Below are 21,533 nucleotides of genomic sequence, written 5' to 3'. Positions count from 1 at the left end.
AAGTGAGGCATTAGAACTTGTTGAGATATGTGCAATAGCTACTGTTTGTGATGTTGTTGATTTGAAAAGTGAAAATAGAATAATTGTAAAAGCAGGTTTAGAAAAACTAAATAATAGCAAGAATAAAGGTGTAATAGCTTTAAGAAAAGCTTGTGATTTAGAAGAGAAGGAACTTACAGCATATCATTTAGGTTTTGTTATAGGACCATGTATAAATGCAACTGGAAGACTTGAAGTTGCAGACATTGCAGTAGAACTTCTAACAACAGATGATGATATGGTAGCAGAGGAACTTGCAAATAAACTTGTTGATTTAAATGAGAGAAGAAAAGAGTTAACTGCTAAGAGTGTTGAAGAAGTAATGGAACAAATAGAGAAAGATAAGCTTTATAATGATAAAGTTATAATGGTTTATAATCCTAATATACATGAGAGTATTGCTGGAATTGTAGCAGGAAGAGTTAAGGAAACATATAATCTTCCAACTATAGTTATGACTAAGGGAAGTAAAATGCCAAAGGGTTCAGCAAGGTCAATAGAAGAATATAATATGTTTGAAGAACTTTCAAAATGTAAGAATTTAATGGATAAGTTTGGTGGTCATCCTATGGCAGCAGGACTTTCAGCGAAAGAAGAGAATCTTCCAAAAATAAAAGCATTTTTAAATGAGAATTGCCCATTATCTGATGAGGATGTAGTACCTAAAATAAAAATAGATACAGCGATATCAGTTGGAGATTTAAGCGAAGAAATTATTGAAACAATAACAAAGCTTGAACCATTTGGAAAAGGAAATGCTACGCCTGTAATTGCAGCTAAAGGGATTTATGTAAAGTCTATGAGAACTATGGGAGCAGACAAAAATCATTTAAGATTTGAATGTGTAGATAAAAATACAAGAAGAACAGTAAATGGAGTTATGTTTAGTGCAGTAGATAATTTTAGAGAGATATATGATGATAGATTTGGAGATGGTTCATTTGATAGAGATGCAAATGGAAGAGGAAGAGATTTTTGTATAGATGTAATATACAAACCTTCAATAAATGAATTTAGAGGAAGTAGAAATATTCAAATGATAATAAACAATATTAGAATATCTAAATAAATAAAAACAGGCTATATATAAATATAGCCTAGATATTTTATATCATATATTTATTTTTGTAAGTTTCTTTCATAATATTCAACCATTTTCTTTACCATTTCACCACCAACAGCACCACATTCACGAGCTGTTAGATGACCATTATAATCGGTAAAATGAATGCCGAGTTCCTTTGCAACTTCATTTTTGAATTTAGATAAAGCATCATTACAGTCAGGAACTAATTTTTTAGTCATTAAGAATCACTCCTTTAGGCTATATAATATTAATCATATTATTATATTAACCTTTTTCGACAAAAATATTATAAAAATTTAAGGTAGTGATAGGAATTAATAGAGATTTAAACTATAATATAGAAGTAAACTTAATAATATTAGAAAAAATATTTAGAGCATATAAAAATATGTAAATATCTCTTTTAAAGAGAAAAAAAGAATGGTACTTAAAAATTGATAGTTATTGAGAAATAGAATTTGATAACAATTTAAATAAGTGCTTTTAAGGAGTTGAAATTTTGAGTAAATACAAGATAATAATGACTGGTGGGGGATCAGCAGGGCATGTTACTCCTAATATAGCTTTGATGCCAAAGCTTAGGGAACTTGGATTTGAGATTAAATATATAGGAAGTAAAAATGGAATAGAAAATGAGATAATAGCAAAAGAAGGATTACCTTACTTCAAAATATCATCAGGAAAAGTAAGAAGATACTTTGATATTAAGAACTTTACAGATCCTCTTAAAGTAATAAAAGGTGTAGGAGATGCACTTAGAATACTTGGAAAAGAAAAGCCAGACGTTATTTTTTCAAAAGGTGGATTTGTAACAGTTCCAGTAATTATTGCAGCATCAATGAAAAAAATACCTGTAGTTTCACATGAATCAGATTTTACACCAGGTCTTGCAAATAAACTTGCAGCACCTTTTTGTACTAAACTTTGTGTTACATTCCCTGAAAGTTTAAAGCACGTTAAAGGGGATAATGGTATTTTAACAGGTACTCCAATAAGAGAAGAACTTTTAACTGGTAATGCAGAAAAGGGTGCAGCATTCTGTAAATTTGAAAAGAGGAAGCCTGTATTACTTGTAATTGGTGGTAGTCTTGGTTCAAAAGTTATTAATGATGCTATAAGAGAAAATTTAGAAAATTTATTAGTAGGGTTTAATATTATTCATCTTTGTGGGAAGAATAATTTAGATAAGAATTTAGAAAGAAAAGAAGGGTATTTACAATTTGAATATATATCAGATGAACTTCCAGATTTAATGGCTTATACAGATTTTGTAGTTTCAAGAGCTGGTGCAAATGCTATATTTGAACTTGTAGCACTTAAAAAGCCACATATTTTAATTCCGTTATCAGCAAAAGCTTCAAGAGGAGATCAGATTTTAAATGCAAATTCTTTTAAAAAATCAGGATATTCAATGGTTATTGAAGAAGAAGAGCTTACAAAGGATTTATTAGAATCAAAACTTAAGGAATTATACAGAAATAAAAATCTATACATAGATAATATGGCTAAAAGTGGTCAGGGTAATGGTATAGATAATATTATTAAAGTTATACTAGATTCAGTAAAATAATAAAATAAAAGAGGTTTATTATTTAAGTAAGTCTGTAAATTGATGGAAAAATACATGTTTTATTACTAATTAATAATAATTATCTTTTAAAAACTAATATTTGTTGATAAGTAGAGAAAATAGAAATAAAAAAGAGTAAATTATAGTATATGAGAGATAATTTGCTATTTTAGAGGTTGATAAAACTAGATGAAAAGATATATATTTAACTTATAGTAAAAATATAAGTGATTTACTTATATGGACTTCAATTTGTTTTAGATTATAAGTATGTATACCTATACAAATATTATGGGTAGTATTAAAAGTAGTGTTTTAACTTATAGTTTATAAAATTAAAGATTAGTTATTTTAAATGTTTAAGAAAGAGGTGTAATTATAATGGTAAAAAGAAAAATGAAAACCATGGATGGAAACACAGCAGCAGCTCATATAGCATATGCGTTTACTGATGTTGCAGCAATATTCCCAATAACTCCTTCATCACCAATGGCAGAGCACGTTGATGAGTGGAGTGCAAAGGGTCAAAAAAATATATTTGGTCAAACTGTTAAGGTTGTAGAAATGCAATCAGAAGGTGGAGCAGCTGGAGCAGTTCACGGTTCACTTCAAGCAGGAGCTTTAACAACTACATTTACAGCATCTCAAGGATTACTTCTTATGGTGCCAAATATGTATAAAATAGCAGGAGAATTACTTCCTTGCGTATTCCATGTATCAGCAAGAGCTTTAGCAGCTTCTTCATTAAGTATATTTGGAGATCACCAAGATGTAATGGCAGCAAGACAAACTGGTTTTGCTATGCTTGCAGAAGGTTCAGTACAAGAAGTTATGGACTTATCACCAGTTGCACATTTAGCAACTCTTAAGACAAGAATTCCATTTATGAACTTCTTTGATGGATTTAGAACTTCACATGAAGTACAAAAAGTTGAAGTTTTAAATTATGAAGAACTTAAAGGTATGTTAGATATAAGTTTAGTTGATAACTTCAGAGCTAGAGCATTAAACCCTAATAACCCAGTTACTAGAGGAACAGCTCAAAACCCTGATATCTACTTCCAGGGAAGAGAAGCAGCTAATAAATTTTACAATGAAGTTCCAGATGTAGTTGAAGGATATATGAAAGAAATCACTAAACTTACTGGAAGAGAATATAATTTATTTGATTACTATGGAGCACCTGATGCTGACAGAGTAATAGTTGGAATGGGTTCAGTTACAGAGTTAATTGAAGAAACAGTAGATTACTTAAATGCTAACGGACAAAAAGTTGGTTTAATAAAAGTAAGATTATTCAGACCATTCTCAGTAGAAAGATTAAGAGAAGCAATCCCAGCTACAGTTACAAAGATTGCAGTTTTAGATAGAACAAAAGAGCCAGGTAGTGCAGCAGAGCCTCTATTATTAGATGTTAGAAATGCTTACTATGGTAAGGAAAATGCACCTCTTATAATAGGTGGAAGATTCGGACTAGGTTCAAAAGATACATTACCAAAAGATATCATAGCAGTTTATGAGAATCTTAATAATGAACAAAAAGATGGATTTACATTATCAATCAATGATGACGTAACTAATACATCATTAGAAATTCCAGAGTATGCAAAACATGTTAGTACAATTCCAGAAGGAATTAAATCATGTAAGTTCTGGGGACTTGGATCAGATGGTACAGTTGGAGCAAATAAAAGTGCGATTAAGATTATAGGTGATCACACAGATATGTACGCTCAAGGTTACTTTGCTTATGATTCAAAGAAATCAGGTGGAATAACAATTTCTCACTTAAGATTTGGAGATAAAAAAATAAAATCACCATACCTAATAAACCATGCTGATTTTATTGCTTGTCATAACCAATCATACGTTAAGAAATATGATGTTATAGAAGGAATTAAAGAGAATGGTACATTCTTATTAAATACAATTTGGACACCAGAGCAAGTAGAAGCTAAGTTACCAGCTGCATACAAAAGAAAGATGGCTGAGAAAAACATTAAATTCTACACTTTAAATGCTGTTAAGATAGCACAAGAAGTTGGACTTGGTGGAAGAATAAACATGATAATGCAATCAGCTTTCTTTAAGCTTGCAGATATCATTCCAGTTGATGAAGCAGTTAAATTCTTAAAAGAAGCTGTTGTTACATCATACGGTAAAAAAGGTGAAAAAGTTGTAAATATGAACTTTGCTGCTATTGATAAAGGAATTGATTCAATTATTGAAATAGAAGTTAAAGATTCATGGAAAAATGCAGAAGATAAAAAAGTTCTTACTTTAGAATCTAAAGTAAAACCAGCATTTATCACTGATATAGTTGAACCAATAAATAATCTACAAGGTGATACTTTACCAGTTTCAGCATTCAATGGATATGAAGATGGTACATTTGAAGCTGGAACAGCTCATTACGAAAAAAGAGGTATTGGTATAAACATACCTGAGTGGATAGAAGATAAGTGTATTCAATGTAATCAATGTGCTTATGTTTGTCCTCATGCTACTATAAGACCAGTTCTTATGAGTGATGAAGAAGTTAAAAATGCACCAGAAGGAACTAAGTCATTAGTTGCTAAAGGTATTAAATCAGAAAGTCCAATGAACTTCTCAATCACTATCAGTCCACTTGACTGTACAGGTTGTGGAAACTGTGCACAGGTTTGTCCAGCACCAGGTAAAGCTTTAGTTATGAAGCCTCAAGCTTCACAAATAGAGCAAGCGCCAGTTTGGGATTACTGTGTAGATGAAGTTTCAGTTAAACCAAATCCAATGAAGAAAACAACTGTTAAAGGAAGTCAATTTGAAGTTCCATTATTTGAGTTCTCAGGAGCTTGTGCAGGTTGTGGAGAAACTCCATATGCTAAGCTTATAACTCAATTATATGGTGATAGAATGATGATTGCTAACGCAACAGGATGTTCATCAATATGGGGTGGATCAGCACCTGCTACACCTTATACTAAAAATAAAAAAGGTCAAGGACCAGCTTGGGCTAACTCATTATTTGAGGATAATGCTGAGTTTGGATTCGGAATGTTCGTAGCTACTGAAGCTATAAGAGCAGGTCTTAAAACTAAGGTTGAAGCACTTATAGAAACAGTATCAGGTCAAGATAAAGAAATACTTGTTGACTGGGTTGAAAATATAGATAACGGTGATGCGACTAGAGATAGAGCAGAAAATGTTATAGCTGTATTAGAAGCTAATAATAGTGAACTTGCTAAAGAAATATTAACTAACCAAGATTATCTTATTAAGAGATCACAATGGATCTTTGGTGGAGATGGTTGGGCATATGATATCGGATACGGTGGAGTTGACCATGTTCTAGCTTCAGGAGAAGATGTTAATATATTTGTCTTTGATACAGAAATATACTCAAATACTGGTGGTCAAAGTTCTAAGTCAACACCAACAGCTGCTATAGCTAAATTTGCAGCAGCAGGTAAGAAGACTAAGAAAAAAGATCTTGGTATGATGGCTATGTCTTATGGATATGTTTATGTAGCTCAAATTTCTATGGGTGCTGATAAGAACCAAGTTCTTAAAGCAATCGCAGAAGCAGAAGCTTATAAAGGACCATCACTAATAATTGCTTATTCACCTTGTATAAGTCATGGAATTAAAAAAGGAATGGGTAATGTATTTGTTGAAATGAAAGATGCTGTTGATTGTGGATATTGGTCATTATATAGATATAATCCAATGTTAAAAGAAGCTGGTAAGAATCCATTTAGCTTAGATTCAAAAGAGCCAAAAGCTAACTTTAGAGATTTCTTACTTGGAGAAGTTAGATATGCTTCACTTCTTAAAGCTTTCCCAGATCATGCAGAAGAATTATTTGAGAAAACAGAGAAAGATGCTCTTGATAGATATGCAGGATATAAAAGACTTGCAGAGCAACAATATTAAAATATAAATTTAAAAGGGCTATATGAAAATATAGCCCTTTTTTATAATTGTTGTATAAAAATAACAACAATTGGATAATATTATAAAAGAATTTGATAAATTTGTATTAAAAGGAATATATAGTTTGTGAAACTAAATTTAATTAATAAATTTTACTAAAACACTTTTAATATATATCAAATAAGGTTAAAATAAGAATAGAATAGGCCCTATAAGGAGGAAATTAATTATGTCAGATAAAGAAAAGAACTGTTGTGGTGGACACGGAGCTGATCATTCATGTGGAGATGATTGTGGATGTGGACATGAGCACTTAGAAACTTTAGTAGTTGATTTAGAGAGAGAAGATGGAACAATAGTTAGTTGTGAAATCATAGATACTTTTGAGTTTAATGAAGTAGGATATGCTTTAGTATATAATGAAGAAGAAGAAGGCGTTTACTTATTTAAAGAAGTAGGCGAAGAAGGCGAAATAATCGCAGTTGAAGATGAAGCTGAATTTAATGCAGCATCAAAATTCTACGAAGAAAATGTAGCTGAATAATATTTAGACCAAGGATGTTAAATCCTTGGTCTTTTTTTATATATTTATATAAGTAAGGATATATCATATTAATATATATTTAATACGATTTTTAACTGAAATAAAGAAATTAATCAGTAAATATATATATTTTGAAAATTTAAATGGAAAAAATATTAATTAATTCCATAAAATGTAGAAGGGGGTGTTTAAATTTGGTATTATTTAATTAAGAGAGTAGTAGGGGGCGATATAGTGAGTTCGACAACAGGATTTAGAATAGTTGAAGTTTTAGAGAGTGATAAGAATTTTAATTATTTAAAGGATTATGTGATATATATAAAATCAGGCGTTGACAGTATAAATATCAAAGTTAGTACAGGGATATTAATGAAAGTGAATGGGGTTTTTAAAAGAGAGGCTACTATAGGGTTATCAGATTTAATAGAAGTTGCAATTAAAAGTATAGATAGTTTTAGAAAAATAAATTTAAATGTAAGCAAAGACTTAATGAGTGCATCTATTTTATGTGAATATATAGAGGGCGAAAAATATGGATTGAAAGAATATAGCTTTGATAAAGAGCTTGTAATAGATAAAGTTGAAGATAATAGTGCAAATTGTGATAAATATTCTTTAGGTGAAATTATAGAGTTTTTAAAAACAAATAGTGTTATATCAGGAATACAATATAAAAATATTGAAAGTGCAATAAATGGTGAAAAGATAGAAATAGCAGCAGGTATAGAAGTTACAGAAACTATTGATGATAAAATAGAACTTAATTTTAATAAAGTTAAAAGTAATACTGATGATATTAAAAAGGTAAATTATTTTGATAGTAATAATCTTCAAAGTGTTAAAAAGGGAGATATTTTAGCTAGAGTTAAAAGAGGGATAAAAGGAAAAGATGGAAAAACAATTAAAGGAACTGTTATCTCAGCTAAAGATATAAAGAAAATAAAAGTTCATGCAGGTGAGGGGATTAGAGTAATAGGTGATACTGTTATAGCTATAAATGAAGGAAGACCCATTTTTGTTGAAAAATTATATAAATTTTATATTGAAAAAAAATATGATGTACCTTTAGATGTAGATTCTAAAACAGGTAATATTAAATTTAATGGACAAGTCTTAGTTCGAGGTAGTGTAAAAGAACATTTCTTAGTATATGGTTCGGCTGGAGTGGAAATTTTAGGTGATGTGACAGGGGGAAATGTAAATTCTTTATCAGATATTAAGATTAATGGAAAAGTTTTAAATAGCAAGATAGAAAGTGGGATTTCTAAAGTACAGTTTGAAGCAAAATTAAATGTGTTGAATAAGATACAAAGAAGCTTTAATAATCTTAAACAAGACCTTGATGTTATTGTTAGCAATGATTTATTGCGTGGTAAAAAGGTGGGAAGTATTATTAAGGCACTTTTAGAGAGTAAATATAAAGAGATTGAAACTTCATATGATTTTATAAAAAGTGATATAGAAACACTTTTTGGGAATATTACAAGTCTATCGGATATTTATGAAAAGAAGATTCTAAGACTTGAAGCATTAAATATTAAGTCTTTAGATGAAATAGACGATATTTTAAGTATTATAGAGAAATATATTGATGAAATTAAAGAAATATTCAATTTTAGTACAAGTATTAGGCTTTCATATGTTCAAGGAAGTAATGTAAGTAGTAAAGGGAATATTTATATAGTTTCAGATGGGGTTTATGCAAGTAGGATGATATCTGATGATAGTATTTTTTTTGAGGATGAAAATACTATTTTAAGAGGTGGGTACTTAAATGCAAAAAATCTTATAAAAGCAGGGATTATTGGGACAAAATCTGGAGTTTTGACAGAAGTTGAAGTTGATAAGAATGGAAGGATTGAGTGCAATAGAGCCTATTATAATACAATTTTTAAATTGGGGAATATAAAAGTTGTATTAGAGGATAATTATAAAAATTTAAAAGTTTATGTAGAAGATGGACAGATTATACTTGATGGGGTGAAGTTTTAAGGAGTTTATTAAAATGAGTTATAGAAAAATTTTGATATTTAATGTGCAAGGTAAGGAGTATGGAGTTGAGATAAGTTCTGTTGAAAGAATTATAGGGGCAGAAGCTATTTCAAAAATTCCGGATACAGAAATCTTTATTGAGGGTGTTGTTGACTATCGAGATAGTGTATTAACTGTTGTTAGTTTATCAAAACTATTTAATGAATATGATAAAGATGATTTAGAGGATTATAAAATTATTGTTATCTTTGGTGGTGAAGATAAAATAGGATTAAAAGTAGATTCTGTAGACATAGTCAAATCTATTGATGAAAGTAATATTAATAGTATTCCTAAAATAGCTATTGATAATAACAATAAAAAGTTTAAGGGTGTTATAAAAGAAGATGGTATTATAAAAATTCTTATAGATGGGGTTGAATTTTTAAATTACAAATAATGGTAGAGTGGTGATTGGATGGAGAGAGAGGTAATTGTGGGAATTGCAGAATATAAAATAGTTAATGCACCTACAAAAATACTGACAATTGGCTTGGGTTCATGTGTGGGAATATCTTTATATGATAGAAGAAAGAAGATGGTTGCCTTAATACACATAATGTTACCAAATAGTAATAGTATTTCAAATAAATCTAATCTTTTTAAATTTGCAGATACAGCAATTCCACTTGCACTTGAAAGAATGGTTAAGATGGGTGCAAATAAATCTAATATAACAGCTAAAATAGCTGGTGGAGCACAGATGTTTAAGAACTTAGATAGTAAAATATGTTCTAATATTGGTGGTAGAAATGTCAAAGCCGTTGAAGAAGCATTAAAAAAAGAAGGTATATTTTTAGTTGGAAAAGAAGTTGGAGGAAATAGAGGAAGAACTATGATTGTTAACTCAAATAATGGAATGATTACAATAAAGGCACTTAATAAAAATGTTTTAGAATTTTAGGGGGAGATAGTTTTGAGTCTTGAAAGTTATAATAAAGTTTTGGATAAGACATTGAGAGATATTCAAAAAAGAAAAATTGATATAGTTGTTATAGGTGCTTCTCTTGGAGGTACTATTGCAATAGAAAATCTTATTAAAGCTATTTCAACTAAAATTAATGTTCCGATAATCATTGTTCAGCATATGTGCAAAGATATGACAATAAAGTTTGCTAATAGATTAGACTCTATAAATGAGTTAAATATAGTTGAAGTTAGTGATAATGAAAGGCTAGTAAAGGGGAAAGTTTATATTGCAAAGGCTGATTATCACTTAGTAATATCTAAAAAAGGTATCGCTAGTTTAAATTCAGAGGTGGTTGTTAATGGAGTTAGACCAGCAGTAGATAATCTTTTTACAAGTGTTGCTAAAACTTATAAAGAAAAAGTTTTAGCTATAGTTCTTACAGGAATGGGCAGAGATGGTGCAAAAGGTATTATAGACATTAGTGAAGCTGGTGGCTATTGCATAACACAGGCAGAAGAGAGTTGTTTTATATATGGGATGCCAAAGGCTTGTGTAGAAACAGGAGTGGTGAATGCTGTTTTACCACTTGAATATATAGCAAGTATTATAAATTTACTTGTTTAGGAGTTGGTGAAAATTATGACTTATGATAAATTTTATGCGTGGGTATTAGCTGAAATAGGATTAGACCTTACAGCTTACAAGCAAAGTCAATTAATCAGAAGAATTGAAAGTCTTGTTACTAGGGCTAAGAAGAAATCGATTTATGAATATCAAAAATTACTAGAAGAAAATATTGTTGAAAGAAATAAGTTTATAGATTTTATAACTATAAATGTTACTGAATTTTTTAGAAATGCAGAATTATTTGCAGAACTTGAAAATTTACTCAAAACAGAATATTTTTCAAAAAAGAAAAATATAAAAGTTTGGAGTGCAGCTTGTTCATTAGGTTGTGAGCCATATTCAATAGCTATGATGTTTAAAGAAAATGGTTTTGAAAATTATACGATATATGCAACAGATGTAGATTCAACAATTCTTAGTAAAGCTAAAGAAGGAATATATACAGAAACAGAAATAAAAAATATGCCTATAAAATATTTAAAGTATTTTAAAAAAATAAAAAATAAATATATTTTATCAGATGAGATAAAAGCTATGGTTAAATTTAAAAAGTCAGATTTGATTTTAGATAGATACGAAAGAGGATTTGATTTAATACTATGTAGAAATGTAGTAATTTATTTTAATGTTGATATAAAAGAAAAAATATACAAAAAGTTTAGTCTTTCTTTAAATAATAATGGTATTTTATTTGTAGGGGCAACTGAAAGTATATACAATTCTGAATTATATGGTTTTAAAAAAAGTTCTACATTTATATATAGAAAATTATAAGGAGGGATAATTTTGGATACAAGTCAGTATTTATCTATGTTTCTTGAAGAATCAAGAGAGAATCTTAGAGTTTTAAATGATACACTCTTAGATTTAGAACAAGAACCAAATGATTTAGATAAAATAGCTCAGATTTTTAGAGTTGCTCATACAATTAAGGGAATGGCTGCAACTATGGGATTTGCTACTATTGCAGAACTTACACATAAAATGGAAGATGTTTTGTCTAAGTTTAGAGATGGGCAGCTTAAAATAACAGCAGATGTAGTTACAGTTTTGTTTAAGTGTTTAGATATGTTAGAAAGAATGGTTGATAAAGTAGAAGATGGTGATGATGAAGTTTTTGACATAACAGAAATGATAAAGCTATTAGAAAAATCGTCGATAATATCTGATAAGGAAGAAGTAAATAAAGATACTAATGAGAAAGAATTTTCAGAAGAAAACATGGAATTAAATGAATATGATGTAAATATAATTAAACAAGCACAAGAGTGTGGTTTTAATTCATTTAAGATAGATATAACTCTTAGCGAAACTACTTTATTAAAATCAGCAAGAGTATTTCTTATGTTTCAGGATTTAGAAGAAGTTGGAGAAGTTATAAAATCAGCACCTAGTACGCAGGATATTGAAGATGAAAACTTCGAATTTAGCGTTAAGGCTATTCTTATAACACAAATAACTAAAAGTGAACTTGAAAAAATTATAGTAAGATTTTCAGAGATGAGTAGTTATAATGTCGAAAATATTGATCTTGAAGAAATAAAAAAAAGAAAAGAAGTAGATAAAGCAAGTAAAGAAGTAATAGAGAGTATAGAAGTTAAAGATGTTGATACTAAAATTAAAGTTGATAAAGTGGAGTCTAAAGATAATAAAGTAACTACTAAAAAGGTGCATAAACCAACACATCAATCAGTAAGAGTTGAGCTTGATAAACTTGATAAGCTTATAAATATGGTTTCTGAGCTTGTTATAAATAGGACAAGACTTGAACAAATTGCAGCAGACCAAAAATGTTTAGAACTTAATGAAACTTTAGAGCAAGTAGCAAGAACAACTTCAGATCTTCAAGACCTTGTTATGAAAATAAGAATGTTACCGCTTGATGTTGTATTTAATAGATTCCCAAGAATGATAAGAGATGTTTCAGTTGACCTAGGTAAGGAAGTTAATTTTGTTATTGAAGGAAAAGAAACAGAACTTGATAGAACTGTTATTGATGAAATTGGTGAACCACTCATTCATCTTCTACGGAATGCTATTGACCATGGTGTTGAGAGTAAAGAAGAAAGAGTTAAAGCAGGTAAAAAAGGTATTGGGACTATAAGCCTTATAGCATATCAAGAGGGAACTAAGGCGGTTATTAAGGTTCAGGATGATGGAGCTGGTATAAATATTGAAAGAGTTAAAGCTAAGGCTAAGAAGGTAGGTATTGAAACAGATGGGCTTAGTGATGATGAAGTTAAGAACTTAATTTTTTCAAGTGGCTTTAGTACAAATGAGAAAGTTACAGATATATCAGGGCGTGGAGTTGGTATGGATGTTGTAAAAACTAAAATTGGAGCACTTGGAGGAACTGTAGATGTTATAAGTGAAGAAGGTGTAGGTTCTACTTTTATCATAAAACTTCCATTAACACTTCAGATAATTCAAGCACTTCTTGTTAAAGTAGGAGAAGAAAATTTTGCTATATCACTTGGATTTATTGATAGAGTTATTGATTTTAGTTCAATAGATATTAAAAAAAGCAATAATAAAGAAGTGATAATTTATAGGGATAGAGTAATTCCACTTCTACGACTTGATGAGTATTTTAGCATAGATATAGATGAGAATAATAAAGAAAGATTTATAGTAGTGGTTAAAGTTGGGGATAAGGAAATTGGACTTTTAGTTGATAGCTTACTTGGACAACAAGAAGTTGTTATAAAACTACTTGGTAATAGTTTATCTAATATTAAAGAATATATAGGGGCTACTATTTTGGGTAATGGATTGGTTACTCTTATATTAGATGTTGCAGCCTTTGTGTAAAGGTGGTGTGTGGTATGAATTTTTTTGATTTAACAGAATTACAACTTGATGCACTTAAAGAAATTTCTAATATTGGTGCTGGAAATGCAGCAACAGCTTTATCGAGCCTTTTAAATAAGAGTATAGATATGGAAGTGCCTTTAGTTAGGATATTAGATATAGAAGAAGTTTATAAAAATTTAAATCTTGAAGAAATTGTAATAGCGGCTCTTATAGAGTCTAAGGGAGAAATACAGGGGCAAATTTTATTTTTATTTAAAGAAGATACAGCCCTTGATATTATAAAGCAACTTACAGGGATTGAATCACGAGATATTGATGAAATGGGTGAGTCAGTAATATGTGAAATTGGAAATATAATTTCTGGGACATATATGAATGCTATATCAAGTTTTACAGGACTTAAAATGATAACTGGAGTACCTGCTATTTCATATGATATAGCAGGGGCTGTTATTCCTTCAATGTTTTTAGAGGTTTTAGAGGATGCAGATAAAATTTTAGAAATAAAAGCAATTTTAAAAAGCAATAAAGAAAAGAATTTAGCGGCAGATTTTTATTACCTGCCAAGTGAAGAGTCATTAGAAAAAATATTTAAATCAATAGGACTTATATAGGAGGAATTTATTATGGCAAAAGTATTAATCGTTGATGATGCAGCATTTATGAGAATGATGGTTAAGGATATATTAACAAAGAATGGGTTTGAGGTTATTGGTGAGGCTAGTAATGGACTTAAGGCAATAGAAATGTATAAGCAAGAAAGACCAGATGTGGTAACTATGGATATTACAATGCCAGAGATGGATGGAATAGAAGCAGTTAAGGCAATAAAAGCATATGACCCAACAGCTAAAATAATTATGTGTAGTGCTATGGGACAACAGAGTATGGTTATGGATGCAATAAAAGCAGGAGCTAGAGATTTTATTGTTAAACCATTCCAAGCAGATAGAGTTTTAGAAGCTATAAATAAGGTACTAGGTTAATTTTAAAATAAAGGAGCTTAATTTATGCAGATAGTAGTATTTAAATTAGGTAGTGAAGAGTTTGCAGTTGAAACTCTTAAAGTACAAAATATAAGCAATAGAATGAAAGTTACAAAAGTTCCCAAAGCAGATGTTCATATAAAAGGACTTATTAATTTAAGAGGAACTATTATTTCACTAATTGACATAAATATGCTACTTAATATGGATAGTGAAGTTAATGAAAAAGGGAATATAATTATTATAGATATTGATAATGAAGAAATTGCAATATTAGTTGATAAGGTTAAAGAAGTTTTAGATATTGATGAAAAAGAAATACAAAAATTAGAGTCTGAAGATATGAAAAGTCATATCAAAGGAATGATAAATTTAGATGGTAATATTATAACCCTTATAGATTTAAATAAATTATTAGGGGATTAATTTAGAAGAGAGGTAGATTACATGGCAGATGTATTATCTCAGAGTGAAATAGATAGCTTACTTTCTGCCTTATCTTCAGGTGAAATTGAAGCTGAGGATATAAAAAAGGAAGAAGAAATTCAGAAAGTAAAGGTTTATGATTTTAGAAGACCACAAAAGTTTTCAAAAGAACATATTAGAACCTTAGAGCTAGTGCATAATGATTTTTCAAGATTATGTTCTAATTATTTAACAGGTAAAACTAGAAAAAATACTAAAGTTCAGCTTGTTTCAGTAGAACAAATTACATATGAAGAATTTATTCACTCTGTATCAAACCCAACAGTTCTTGTTAACTTTAAATTTGAACCATTAAATGGTATGTTAACATTTGAATTTAATCCAGATTTTGCATTCCAAATGATCGATATATTATTTGGAGGTAGTGGAGAGAAGAGGTATGTGGCAAAGGAATTTACAGAAATCAATAAAGGTGTTATGAAAACTTTGTCTAAAGAAATAATAGAAAATCTTAAGGGTGCATGGGAAGATATTTTAGAGGTTCATCCTGAGTATGAGAGTATGGAAAATAATCCAGCACTTAATCAAACTTTAGCACCTACAGAACCAATAGCTTTACTAACTTTTTCAATAGAACTTGGAAGAAATACAAGTATACTCAATCTTTGTATACCGTATATAAGCATTGAGCCTTTTATGGATAGACTTGTTGTGGAGTATTGGTTTGAAAATGAAAAGAAAGAAAATAAGAAAGAATATAGAGAGCATATACAATCAAAAATTAATCTTGCAGATATTGATATAAGTGTTGAACTTGGTAGAAGCAACATAATGATTAATGATTTTTTAAAGCTTAATATTGGTGATGTTATAAGACTTGATAATCTAACAACTGATCCTGTTAAAATAAAAATCGGAGATAAAGAGTGTTATTATGCAAAGCCGGGGCTTGTAGGTAGTAATATCGGAGTAGAAGTATTAGATGTGATTAAAGAGGAGGACAAAGATAATGGCTGATGGATTTTTATCACAGGAAGAAATTGACGCACTATTAAATGGCGACAATGGAAATGATAATTCAAGTAATAATTCAAATAGTGTAAGTATTGAATTTACAGATCAAGATAATGATTTGCTTGGAGAAATAGGAAATATTTCAATGGGATCTGCATCAACAGCACTTTCTCAAGTTATAAACCAAAGTGTTAACATAACTACTCCAGTTGTTGAAGTTACAACTATTGGAGAATTAAAAGATAGATTTGAAGTTCCAAATATACTTTTAGAAGTTGAATATACAAGTGGAATAGTTGGGAAAAATATATTAATAATGAAAATTACTGATGCTGCTGTTATAGCTAATCTTATGATGGGTGGAGATGGAAGTATTGAACCTAATGTACGTCTTAGTGAAATAGAAGTTAGTGCAGTTCAAGAAGCTATGAACCAAATGATTGGTTCAGCTGCAACATCAATGGCTACAATGTTTTCAAGAGAAGTTAATATTTCACCACCAAATTCTAAAATTTGGGAGAATACAAATGAAAAAATATCAGATTCTTTAGATGATACAGAAAAAATAATAAATATAGAGTTTCACTTAAAAATAGGAGAACTTGTTGATAGTACAATAATGCAAGTGTTACCTGTTAACACTGCTAGGAAAATTATAGGTATTATGATGGGTGAAGAAGAAGAAAGTGAAGAAGTGGAAGAAGATAAATCTTCAGATGATTTTAACTTAGACCTTGGACAAACACAGGAACAAGAATATGCAAAAGCAGTTTTAGAAAAAGAAATTGTAAAAGAAGAAGCATATTCAGAACCAGTATCAGTAAATAGAGCTAGTTTTGAAAATTTAGATACAACAAAAAATACGCATTCTTATAATAATATAGATTTAATTATGGATGTTCCTCTTGATATATCAGTAGTTCTTGGAAGAACAAAGAAGAGTATAAAAGATGTTTTAAATCTTGGAGTTGGTTCTGTTATAGAACTTAATAAACTGGCAGATGAACCGCTTGAAATACTTGTTAATGGAAAGAAAATTGCTGATGGTGAAGTTGTTGTAATAGATGAAAATTTTGGAATTAGAATTACGAATATTGCAACAAGTGCTGAGAGAATTAATAGCTTGAAATAATTATAAAAAGTTTAAATGTAGACAAGTCTAGACAATAGTTTAGGCTTGTTTTTTTATAGATTTAAATAAATAAATTTTCTATTTATTTAAGTATTACTCAAAATAAATAGAAAATACTATAAATCTATTTTTAAGATTTACGATAATAAGTATAGAAGCAAAGCTTAGGAGGTTATTGAATGCGAATTAATGGGATTAATTCATCAGAGAGAATGCATAAGATTTATAAAAAAAATAAAACAGATAAGTCAGTAAGTGATAAAGACACTTTAAATATAGGTGATAAAATTGAAATTTCAGATATTGCAAGAGGCATATCGGTAATTGATGACCCTATTATAGATGAAAGTAAAAAGATTGAGAGAATAACAAATCTTATAAAAGATGAAAATTATGATGTAGACAGTAAAAAACTTGCAATGGCAATGTTAAAGGGCATTAGAAAGTGGGAGGATTAAATATGTTAGCAAAGCTTAAAATAGTGATAAGAAAAGAAATGGGAGCGGTAGAGAAACAATTAGAACTTTTAGATAAGCAAAATAGTTTGATTATGAAAAATGATGCAATTAAACTTGAAATGGTTGTAGAAGAAATAAAAGTAGCTAATAGAGATATAGCAGAATTTGAAGTTGAGAAAAGAAAGCTTTTAAATGGGCAGAATTTCAAAGAAGTTATTTTTCAAAGTGGAGATGCAGAACTTGAAAATTTATTTAGAGAAATGAGAAAAAAAGTAGACCTTCTAAGACTTCAAAATGAAACAAATAGTATGCTTATAAAACAGCAGTTATCATATACAAATAGAATGCTTATGATTTTAAATCCAAATAGAGAAGCTAAAATTTATAATTCATATGGAAATATGAAAAGGTAATTACAAAGGAGGGAGAATAATGAGTTTATTTTCAGTTTTAAATGTTAGTAAAAGTGGTATGTTTGCAGCACAGCAAAGTCTTAATACAACATCACACAATATGTCAAATGTTAATACAGTTGGTTATACAAAGCAAAGAGCTAAGATTGCTACAACAAGACCTCAAAGTGTTGCAGGAGAAGCAGGACAGATTGGTACAGGAGCACAGGTTGAAGCTATTGAAAGAGTTAGAAATAACTTTCTTGATTATCAAGTTAGAAATGAAAGTTCTGTATTTGGAACTTATGATATGAGAAGTTCATATCTACTACAAATGGAAGGTGTGTTTAATGAACCTTCTGATACGGGGATTGCAAGTCTTATGAGTAAGTTTTTTGATTCATGGCAGGAACTTTCAAAACAGCCACAAAGCTCAAATAATAGAACTGTTGTTGCACAGCAAACTTTAGCACTTTCAGATTCTTTAAATCATACAGCTAAAAGACTTCAAGACTTATCAAATAATGCAAAGGGTGAGATTAAAAATTCAGTTAATGATATAAATTCACTTTTAAATCAACTTGATAGTTTAAACAAAGAAATTACAACAGTTACTGTGGCAGGAAATGCACCTAATGATTTGATGGATAGAAGAGATTTATTATTAGATGAGGTTAGTAGAAAATTTGGAATAAGCACAGAAAATTCAGAGCTTAATGGAATGGATATTAGTAGTAGTGATAACCTTGGAAAGTTACCACCTTTTGTTAACTCAGATCCACATGGTGAAAATACTAGATTATCTTATGTAAGTGAAATAGAAAAAGATATGACAGACCCATCTGGTGGAACTTATAAACTTTCATATTATCAGCTTGGAAATACAGATAGTGAAAGTAGTATGAAAACTCTTACTTTAAGAGATGTAAGTCCAGCACAACTTGAGAAAATACAAAATTCAAGAGTAATTTTATCTGACTCTACAGGGACTGCTGTTAAAGGTGATGGAGCTGCACTTAGAGATGGTGAAACAGCAAGTGCTAGTGAGATAAGAATTTTTACTCCAAGCAATGGAGAACTTGCAGGAGCAATTTCAATTCAGGAAGATATTAATTATTATACAGACCAGCTTAATAAGATGGCTAAGGGACTTGCTTTTTCTGTAAATGCAGTTCATTCAGGGATGGAGTCAGTAACACAAGAAAATAGAGAGCCAGCAAAAGATTTTATGCCGTTATTTGTTAACAGTGATGTAGCAGAGTATTCATCAAATGGTGAGATAATTAATATTGATAATATATTAGAGTCAGAACAAGAAATAACAGCTTTAAATATTACCATAAATCAATCTATTTTAGATGATCCTATGAAAATTAAGACAAGAACTAATGATTGTGATTTTGCTTATGCAGCAGATAATAATATTAATGGTGAAACTGATGGAGAAAGAGCACTTGCTATTGCAAGACTTAGAGATTCTATGATTAAGTTTCAAGACATTGGAGTTTCAATTAATACAAGAGGTGATATGTTTAATTTAAGTAAGGGTGGAAATAGACTTACAAATCAAGGGATGAAGATTGAAAATAATACTGGAGGAATGAGTATTGATGGATACTATAAAGATAGTATTGATAGACTAGGGGTTCAAAGTCAGGAAGCACAAAGAATGGTAGAAAATCAAAGTAGCTTACTTTTTGATATTTCTATGCAAAGAGAAAGTGTATCAGGAGTTTCTCTTGATGAAGAAGCTGTAAATCTTGTTCAGTTCCAACATGCTTACAATGCTAATGCAAAAGTTATAGCTACAGTAAATGAACTTTTAGATGTAGTTGTTAATGGTCTTATATAGATAAAAAATAATAATTAAACATTAGATAATAGGAGGAAATTAAAATGAGAGTTACAAATAGAATGATGACTTCAAGTTTTTTAAATGATATGAATAGAAATTTATCACATATGCAGAAAGTACAAAATCAGCTTACAACTGGAAAAGAAGTTAATAGACCTTCTGATAATCCATTTGTAGTAGCTAGAAGTATGCAACTTTATGAAGATATATCAGCAAATGAGCAATATAATACAAATATAAAAGATACAACAAATTGGCTTGATGCAACAGATACAGCTATGGGACAACTTACTGATACTCTTCAAAGAGTTAGAGAACTTATGGTTTCAGCTGGAAATGCTGCATATGGAGAAGATGAAAAAGGTGCTATAAAAGATGAGATAAATCAAAGAATTGAAGAAGTTGGGACAATCCTTAATACAAGCTTTGATGGTAAATATATTTTTGGTGGTACAAGAGGGACATTTAAACCAGTTGAAACAGGGAAAAATGATGCTGGAGATACAACATTAAATTATGCAGGAAAAGATGGTGGAATAATAGAAGTTGGAAGTCAGGAAGAGCAAGATAAGAATGAGCTTAATATGATTTCAGAAAGTTTAACAGTTGAAATTTCACAAGGTGTTACCATTGACTATAATGTTAATGCAAATCAAATTTTAGAATTTAAAGACCCAAAAGGAAATGATAGAAATGTTATGGATTTATTAAATCAGATAACACACAATATAACTTCTGAGGATGTAGAAGATAATTTACAAGTTACAAATGAAAATCTAGAATCTATGACAAGTGTTATAGATAATATGCTAACACTTAGGTCAGAAGTTGGGGCAAAGCAAAATAGAATGGAATCAGCTGAGGAAAAAAATTTAGATGAGAATTTTAACCTTACAGAGGTTTTATCTTTAAATGAAGATATAAACTTTACAGAAAAAAGAATGGAGTCAGCAACAATGCAGACTGTATATATGGCATCACTTCAGACAGCATCAAAAGTTATACAACAGTCATTATTAGATTATTTAAGATAAGGTGGGGTAAATATGAAGCTTGATAAAACAGTAACTTTAAAAAATGAATTGGTATTAAAGAGTTCACATTATGGTGATATTGCATATGATAAAAATGAAGTGCTTTTTTTTGAAAAAGGAATGCTTGGGTTTGAAAATCTTAATGGATTTATACTAAGAACAATTGAAGAAAATAAAGATTTTAGAATTTTACATTCTTTAGATGATGGAGATATTGCATTTGTGGTTTTAAACCCATTTGATTTTGTATCAGACTATGAGATTGATTTAGATGAAGAAGTTATTTTAAAGCTTGAAATAGAAAAAGAAAATGATGTTATGATTTTAAATACAGTTACTCTTAGTAATGAAATAAGTAAAATAACAACAAATCTTAGAGCACCTATAATTATAAATGTAAAAAATAACAAAGCAGAACAATTTATTTTAAAGACAGAAAAATATAAAATAAAACATGGACTTGTGGAGGAAAAATAAATGTTAGTTTTAACAAGAAAACTAAATGAAGGAATTGTTATTGGTGATGATATAGAAATAATGGTGGTAAAGCTAGAAGATGGAAGTGTAAAACTTGCTATAAAAGCACCAAAGCATATTTCTATTCTTAGAAAAGAACTTATAGAAGAAGTTAAAAATGAAAATAAAAATGCTATAAGTTTAAATTTAGATGTACTAAAAAATTTAAAATAGATATTTGTA

General features: G+C 29.5%; 22 protein-coding genes. 21 read left to right on the top strand and 1 reads right to left on the bottom strand.

The genetic code is table 11. The annotated features are described in order from the left end of the window. Positions 1-1,108: DHH family phosphoesterase (locus Q0V15_RS04945; RefSeq protein WP_297436592.1), on the top strand; the 1,108-nt coding region annotated here is incomplete at its 5' end. Between the two features lie 50 nt (positions 1,109-1,158). Here the strand turns inward: Q0V15_RS04945 and Q0V15_RS04940 are convergent. Further along, a complete protein-coding gene (locus Q0V15_RS04940) occupies positions 1,159-1,344 on the bottom strand; it encodes an alpha/beta-type small acid-soluble spore protein (protein WP_297436590.1) in 186 nt (61 codons plus the stop codon). A gap of 281 nt (positions 1,345-1,625) precedes the next feature. On the opposite strand from Q0V15_RS04940, the gene Q0V15_RS04935 reads away from it, so the two are divergent. From Q0V15_RS04935 to csrA, 20 genes are all read left to right on the top strand, one after another. Continuing rightward, positions 1,626-2,696, top strand: coding sequence for an undecaprenyldiphospho-muramoylpentapeptide beta-N-acetylglucosaminyltransferase (locus tag Q0V15_RS04935; RefSeq protein WP_297436588.1), 1,071 nt, complete (start codon positions 1,626-1,628; stop codon positions 2,694-2,696). A gap of 381 nt (positions 2,697-3,077) precedes the next feature. Then, positions 3,078-6,611 (top strand): pyruvate:ferredoxin (flavodoxin) oxidoreductase, encoded by a 3,534-nt coding sequence (gene nifJ, locus Q0V15_RS04930; RefSeq protein WP_297436586.1) that lies wholly within the window; start codon positions 3,078-3,080, stop codon positions 6,609-6,611. Between the two features lie 229 nt (positions 6,612-6,840). Then, complete coding sequence (locus Q0V15_RS04925; RefSeq protein WP_297436585.1) at positions 6,841-7,155, top strand: DUF1292 domain-containing protein; 315 nt, start codon at positions 6,841-6,843, stop codon at positions 7,153-7,155. A 234-nt stretch (positions 7,156-7,389) separates the two neighbouring features. Then, positions 7,390-9,147: a FapA family protein gene (locus tag Q0V15_RS04920; RefSeq protein ID WP_297436584.1), complete on the top strand. Its 1,758-nt coding sequence runs from the start codon at positions 7,390-7,392 to the stop codon at positions 9,145-9,147. A 13-nt stretch (positions 9,148-9,160) separates the two neighbouring features. After that, positions 9,161-9,586 carry a chemotaxis protein CheW gene (locus tag Q0V15_RS04915; RefSeq protein ID WP_297436583.1) on the top strand — a complete coding sequence of 142 codons (426 nt, stop codon included), beginning with the start codon at positions 9,161-9,163 and terminating at the stop codon, positions 9,584-9,586. Between the two features lie 18 nt (positions 9,587-9,604). Next, positions 9,605-10,090, top strand: coding sequence for a chemotaxis protein CheD (locus Q0V15_RS04910; protein ID WP_297436582.1), 486 nt, complete (start codon positions 9,605-9,607; stop codon positions 10,088-10,090). 12 nt (positions 10,091-10,102) lie between these two features. Then, positions 10,103-10,720 (top strand): CheB methylesterase domain-containing protein, encoded by a 618-nt coding sequence (locus Q0V15_RS04905; protein ID WP_297436581.1) that lies wholly within the window; start codon positions 10,103-10,105, stop codon positions 10,718-10,720. 15 nt (positions 10,721-10,735) lie between these two features. Further along, on the top strand, positions 10,736-11,497 hold the full coding sequence (locus Q0V15_RS04900; protein ID WP_297436580.1) for a protein-glutamate O-methyltransferase CheR: 762 nt from the start codon (positions 10,736-10,738) through the stop codon (positions 11,495-11,497). 12 nt (positions 11,498-11,509) lie between these two features. Then, complete coding sequence (locus Q0V15_RS04895) at positions 11,510-13,534, top strand: chemotaxis protein CheA (RefSeq protein WP_297436579.1); 2,025 nt, start codon at positions 11,510-11,512, stop codon at positions 13,532-13,534. 14 nt (positions 13,535-13,548) lie between these two features. Beyond that, positions 13,549-14,151 carry a chemotaxis protein CheC gene (locus tag Q0V15_RS04890; protein WP_297436578.1) on the top strand — a complete coding sequence of 201 codons (603 nt, stop codon included), beginning with the start codon at positions 13,549-13,551 and terminating at the stop codon, positions 14,149-14,151. Between the two features lie 12 nt (positions 14,152-14,163). After that, complete coding sequence (locus Q0V15_RS04885; RefSeq protein WP_297436577.1) at positions 14,164-14,523, top strand: response regulator; 360 nt, start codon at positions 14,164-14,166, stop codon at positions 14,521-14,523. A 24-nt stretch (positions 14,524-14,547) separates the two neighbouring features. Beyond that, on the top strand, positions 14,548-14,949 hold the full coding sequence (locus Q0V15_RS04880) for a chemotaxis protein CheW (RefSeq protein WP_297436576.1): 402 nt from the start codon (positions 14,548-14,550) through the stop codon (positions 14,947-14,949). Between the two features lie 21 nt (positions 14,950-14,970). Next, positions 14,971-15,966 carry a flagellar motor switch protein FliM gene (gene fliM, locus Q0V15_RS04875; RefSeq protein WP_297436575.1) on the top strand — a complete coding sequence of 332 codons (996 nt, stop codon included), beginning with the start codon at positions 14,971-14,973 and terminating at the stop codon, positions 15,964-15,966. After that, the gene (gene fliY, locus Q0V15_RS04870; protein ID WP_297436574.1) at positions 15,959-17,095 is read left to right on the top strand and encodes a flagellar motor switch phosphatase FliY; all 1,137 of its coding nucleotides are present in this window, start codon (positions 15,959-15,961) and stop codon (positions 17,093-17,095) included. Before fliM ends, fliY begins: the two co-directional genes overlap by 8 nt. Positions 17,096-17,274: 179 nt before the next feature. After that, a complete protein-coding gene (locus tag Q0V15_RS04865; protein WP_297436573.1) occupies positions 17,275-17,553 on the top strand; it encodes a flagellar biosynthesis anti-sigma factor FlgM in 279 nt (92 codons plus the stop codon). A 2-nt stretch (positions 17,554-17,555) separates the two neighbouring features. Next, positions 17,556-17,966 carry a flagellar protein FlgN gene (locus tag Q0V15_RS04860; RefSeq protein WP_297436572.1) on the top strand — a complete coding sequence of 137 codons (411 nt, stop codon included), beginning with the start codon at positions 17,556-17,558 and terminating at the stop codon, positions 17,964-17,966. Between the two features lie 19 nt (positions 17,967-17,985). Continuing rightward, on the top strand, positions 17,986-19,797 hold the full coding sequence (flgK, locus tag Q0V15_RS04855) for a flagellar hook-associated protein FlgK (protein ID WP_297436570.1): 1,812 nt from the start codon (positions 17,986-17,988) through the stop codon (positions 19,795-19,797). Positions 19,798-19,841: 44 nt separating this feature from the next. Beyond that, positions 19,842-20,834, top strand: a complete 993-nt coding sequence (gene flgL / locus Q0V15_RS04850; protein WP_297436568.1) for a flagellar hook-associated protein FlgL — start codon at positions 19,842-19,844, stop codon at positions 20,832-20,834. A gap of 12 nt (positions 20,835-20,846) precedes the next feature. After that, positions 20,847-21,311, top strand: coding sequence for a flagellar assembly protein FliW (fliW, locus tag Q0V15_RS04845; protein ID WP_297436566.1), 465 nt, complete (start codon positions 20,847-20,849; stop codon positions 21,309-21,311). Further along, positions 21,312-21,524: a carbon storage regulator CsrA gene (gene csrA, locus Q0V15_RS04840; RefSeq protein WP_297436564.1), complete on the top strand. Its 213-nt coding sequence runs from the start codon at positions 21,312-21,314 to the stop codon at positions 21,522-21,524. Positions 21,525-21,533 lie beyond the last annotated feature (9 nt).

It is taken from the genome of uncultured Clostridium sp. (genome assembly GCF_947036855.1).
Classification (GTDB): domain Bacteria; phylum Bacillota; class Clostridia; order Clostridiales; family Clostridiaceae; genus Sarcina.
The sequence above is the reverse complement of the archived record's forward strand: the minus strand, read 5'-3'. Positions and strand labels throughout refer to the sequence as shown.

Bases quoted from the DNA above. Each gene is read 5' to 3' on its own strand.
- Q0V15_RS04940 (WP_297436590.1), bottom strand. From the start codon at position 1,344: ATGACTAAAAAATTAGTTCCTGACTGTAATGATGCTTTATCTAAATTC.
- nifJ (WP_297436586.1), top strand. From the start codon at position 3,078: ATGGTAAAAAGAAAAATGAAAACCATGGATGGAAACACAGCAGCAGCT.
- Q0V15_RS04925 (WP_297436585.1), top strand. From the start codon at position 6,841: ATGTCAGATAAAGAAAAGAACTGTTGTGGTGGACACGGAGCTGATCAT.
- Q0V15_RS04915 (WP_297436583.1), top strand. From the start codon at position 9,161: ATGAGTTATAGAAAAATTTTGATATTTAATGTGCAAGGTAAGGAGTAT.
- Q0V15_RS04910 (WP_297436582.1), top strand. From the start codon at position 9,605: ATGGAGAGAGAGGTAATTGTGGGAATTGCAGAATATAAAATAGTTAAT.
- Q0V15_RS04900 (WP_297436580.1), top strand. From the start codon at position 10,736: ATGACTTATGATAAATTTTATGCGTGGGTATTAGCTGAAATAGGATTA.
- Q0V15_RS04890 (WP_297436578.1), top strand. From the start codon at position 13,549: ATGAATTTTTTTGATTTAACAGAATTACAACTTGATGCACTTAAAGAA.
- Q0V15_RS04885 (WP_297436577.1), top strand. From the start codon at position 14,164: ATGGCAAAAGTATTAATCGTTGATGATGCAGCATTTATGAGAATGATG.
- Q0V15_RS04880 (WP_297436576.1), top strand. From the start codon at position 14,548: ATGCAGATAGTAGTATTTAAATTAGGTAGTGAAGAGTTTGCAGTTGAA.
- fliM (WP_297436575.1), top strand. From the start codon at position 14,971: ATGGCAGATGTATTATCTCAGAGTGAAATAGATAGCTTACTTTCTGCC.
- fliY (WP_297436574.1), top strand. From the start codon at position 15,959: ATGGCTGATGGATTTTTATCACAGGAAGAAATTGACGCACTATTAAAT.
- Q0V15_RS04865 (WP_297436573.1), top strand. From the start codon at position 17,275: ATGCGAATTAATGGGATTAATTCATCAGAGAGAATGCATAAGATTTAT.
- Q0V15_RS04860 (WP_297436572.1), top strand. From the start codon at position 17,556: ATGTTAGCAAAGCTTAAAATAGTGATAAGAAAAGAAATGGGAGCGGTA.
- flgK (WP_297436570.1), top strand. From the start codon at position 17,986: ATGAGTTTATTTTCAGTTTTAAATGTTAGTAAAAGTGGTATGTTTGCA.
- flgL (WP_297436568.1), top strand. From the start codon at position 19,842: ATGAGAGTTACAAATAGAATGATGACTTCAAGTTTTTTAAATGATATG.
- fliW (WP_297436566.1), top strand. From the start codon at position 20,847: ATGAAGCTTGATAAAACAGTAACTTTAAAAAATGAATTGGTATTAAAG.
- csrA (WP_297436564.1), top strand. From the start codon at position 21,312: ATGTTAGTTTTAACAAGAAAACTAAATGAAGGAATTGTTATTGGTGAT.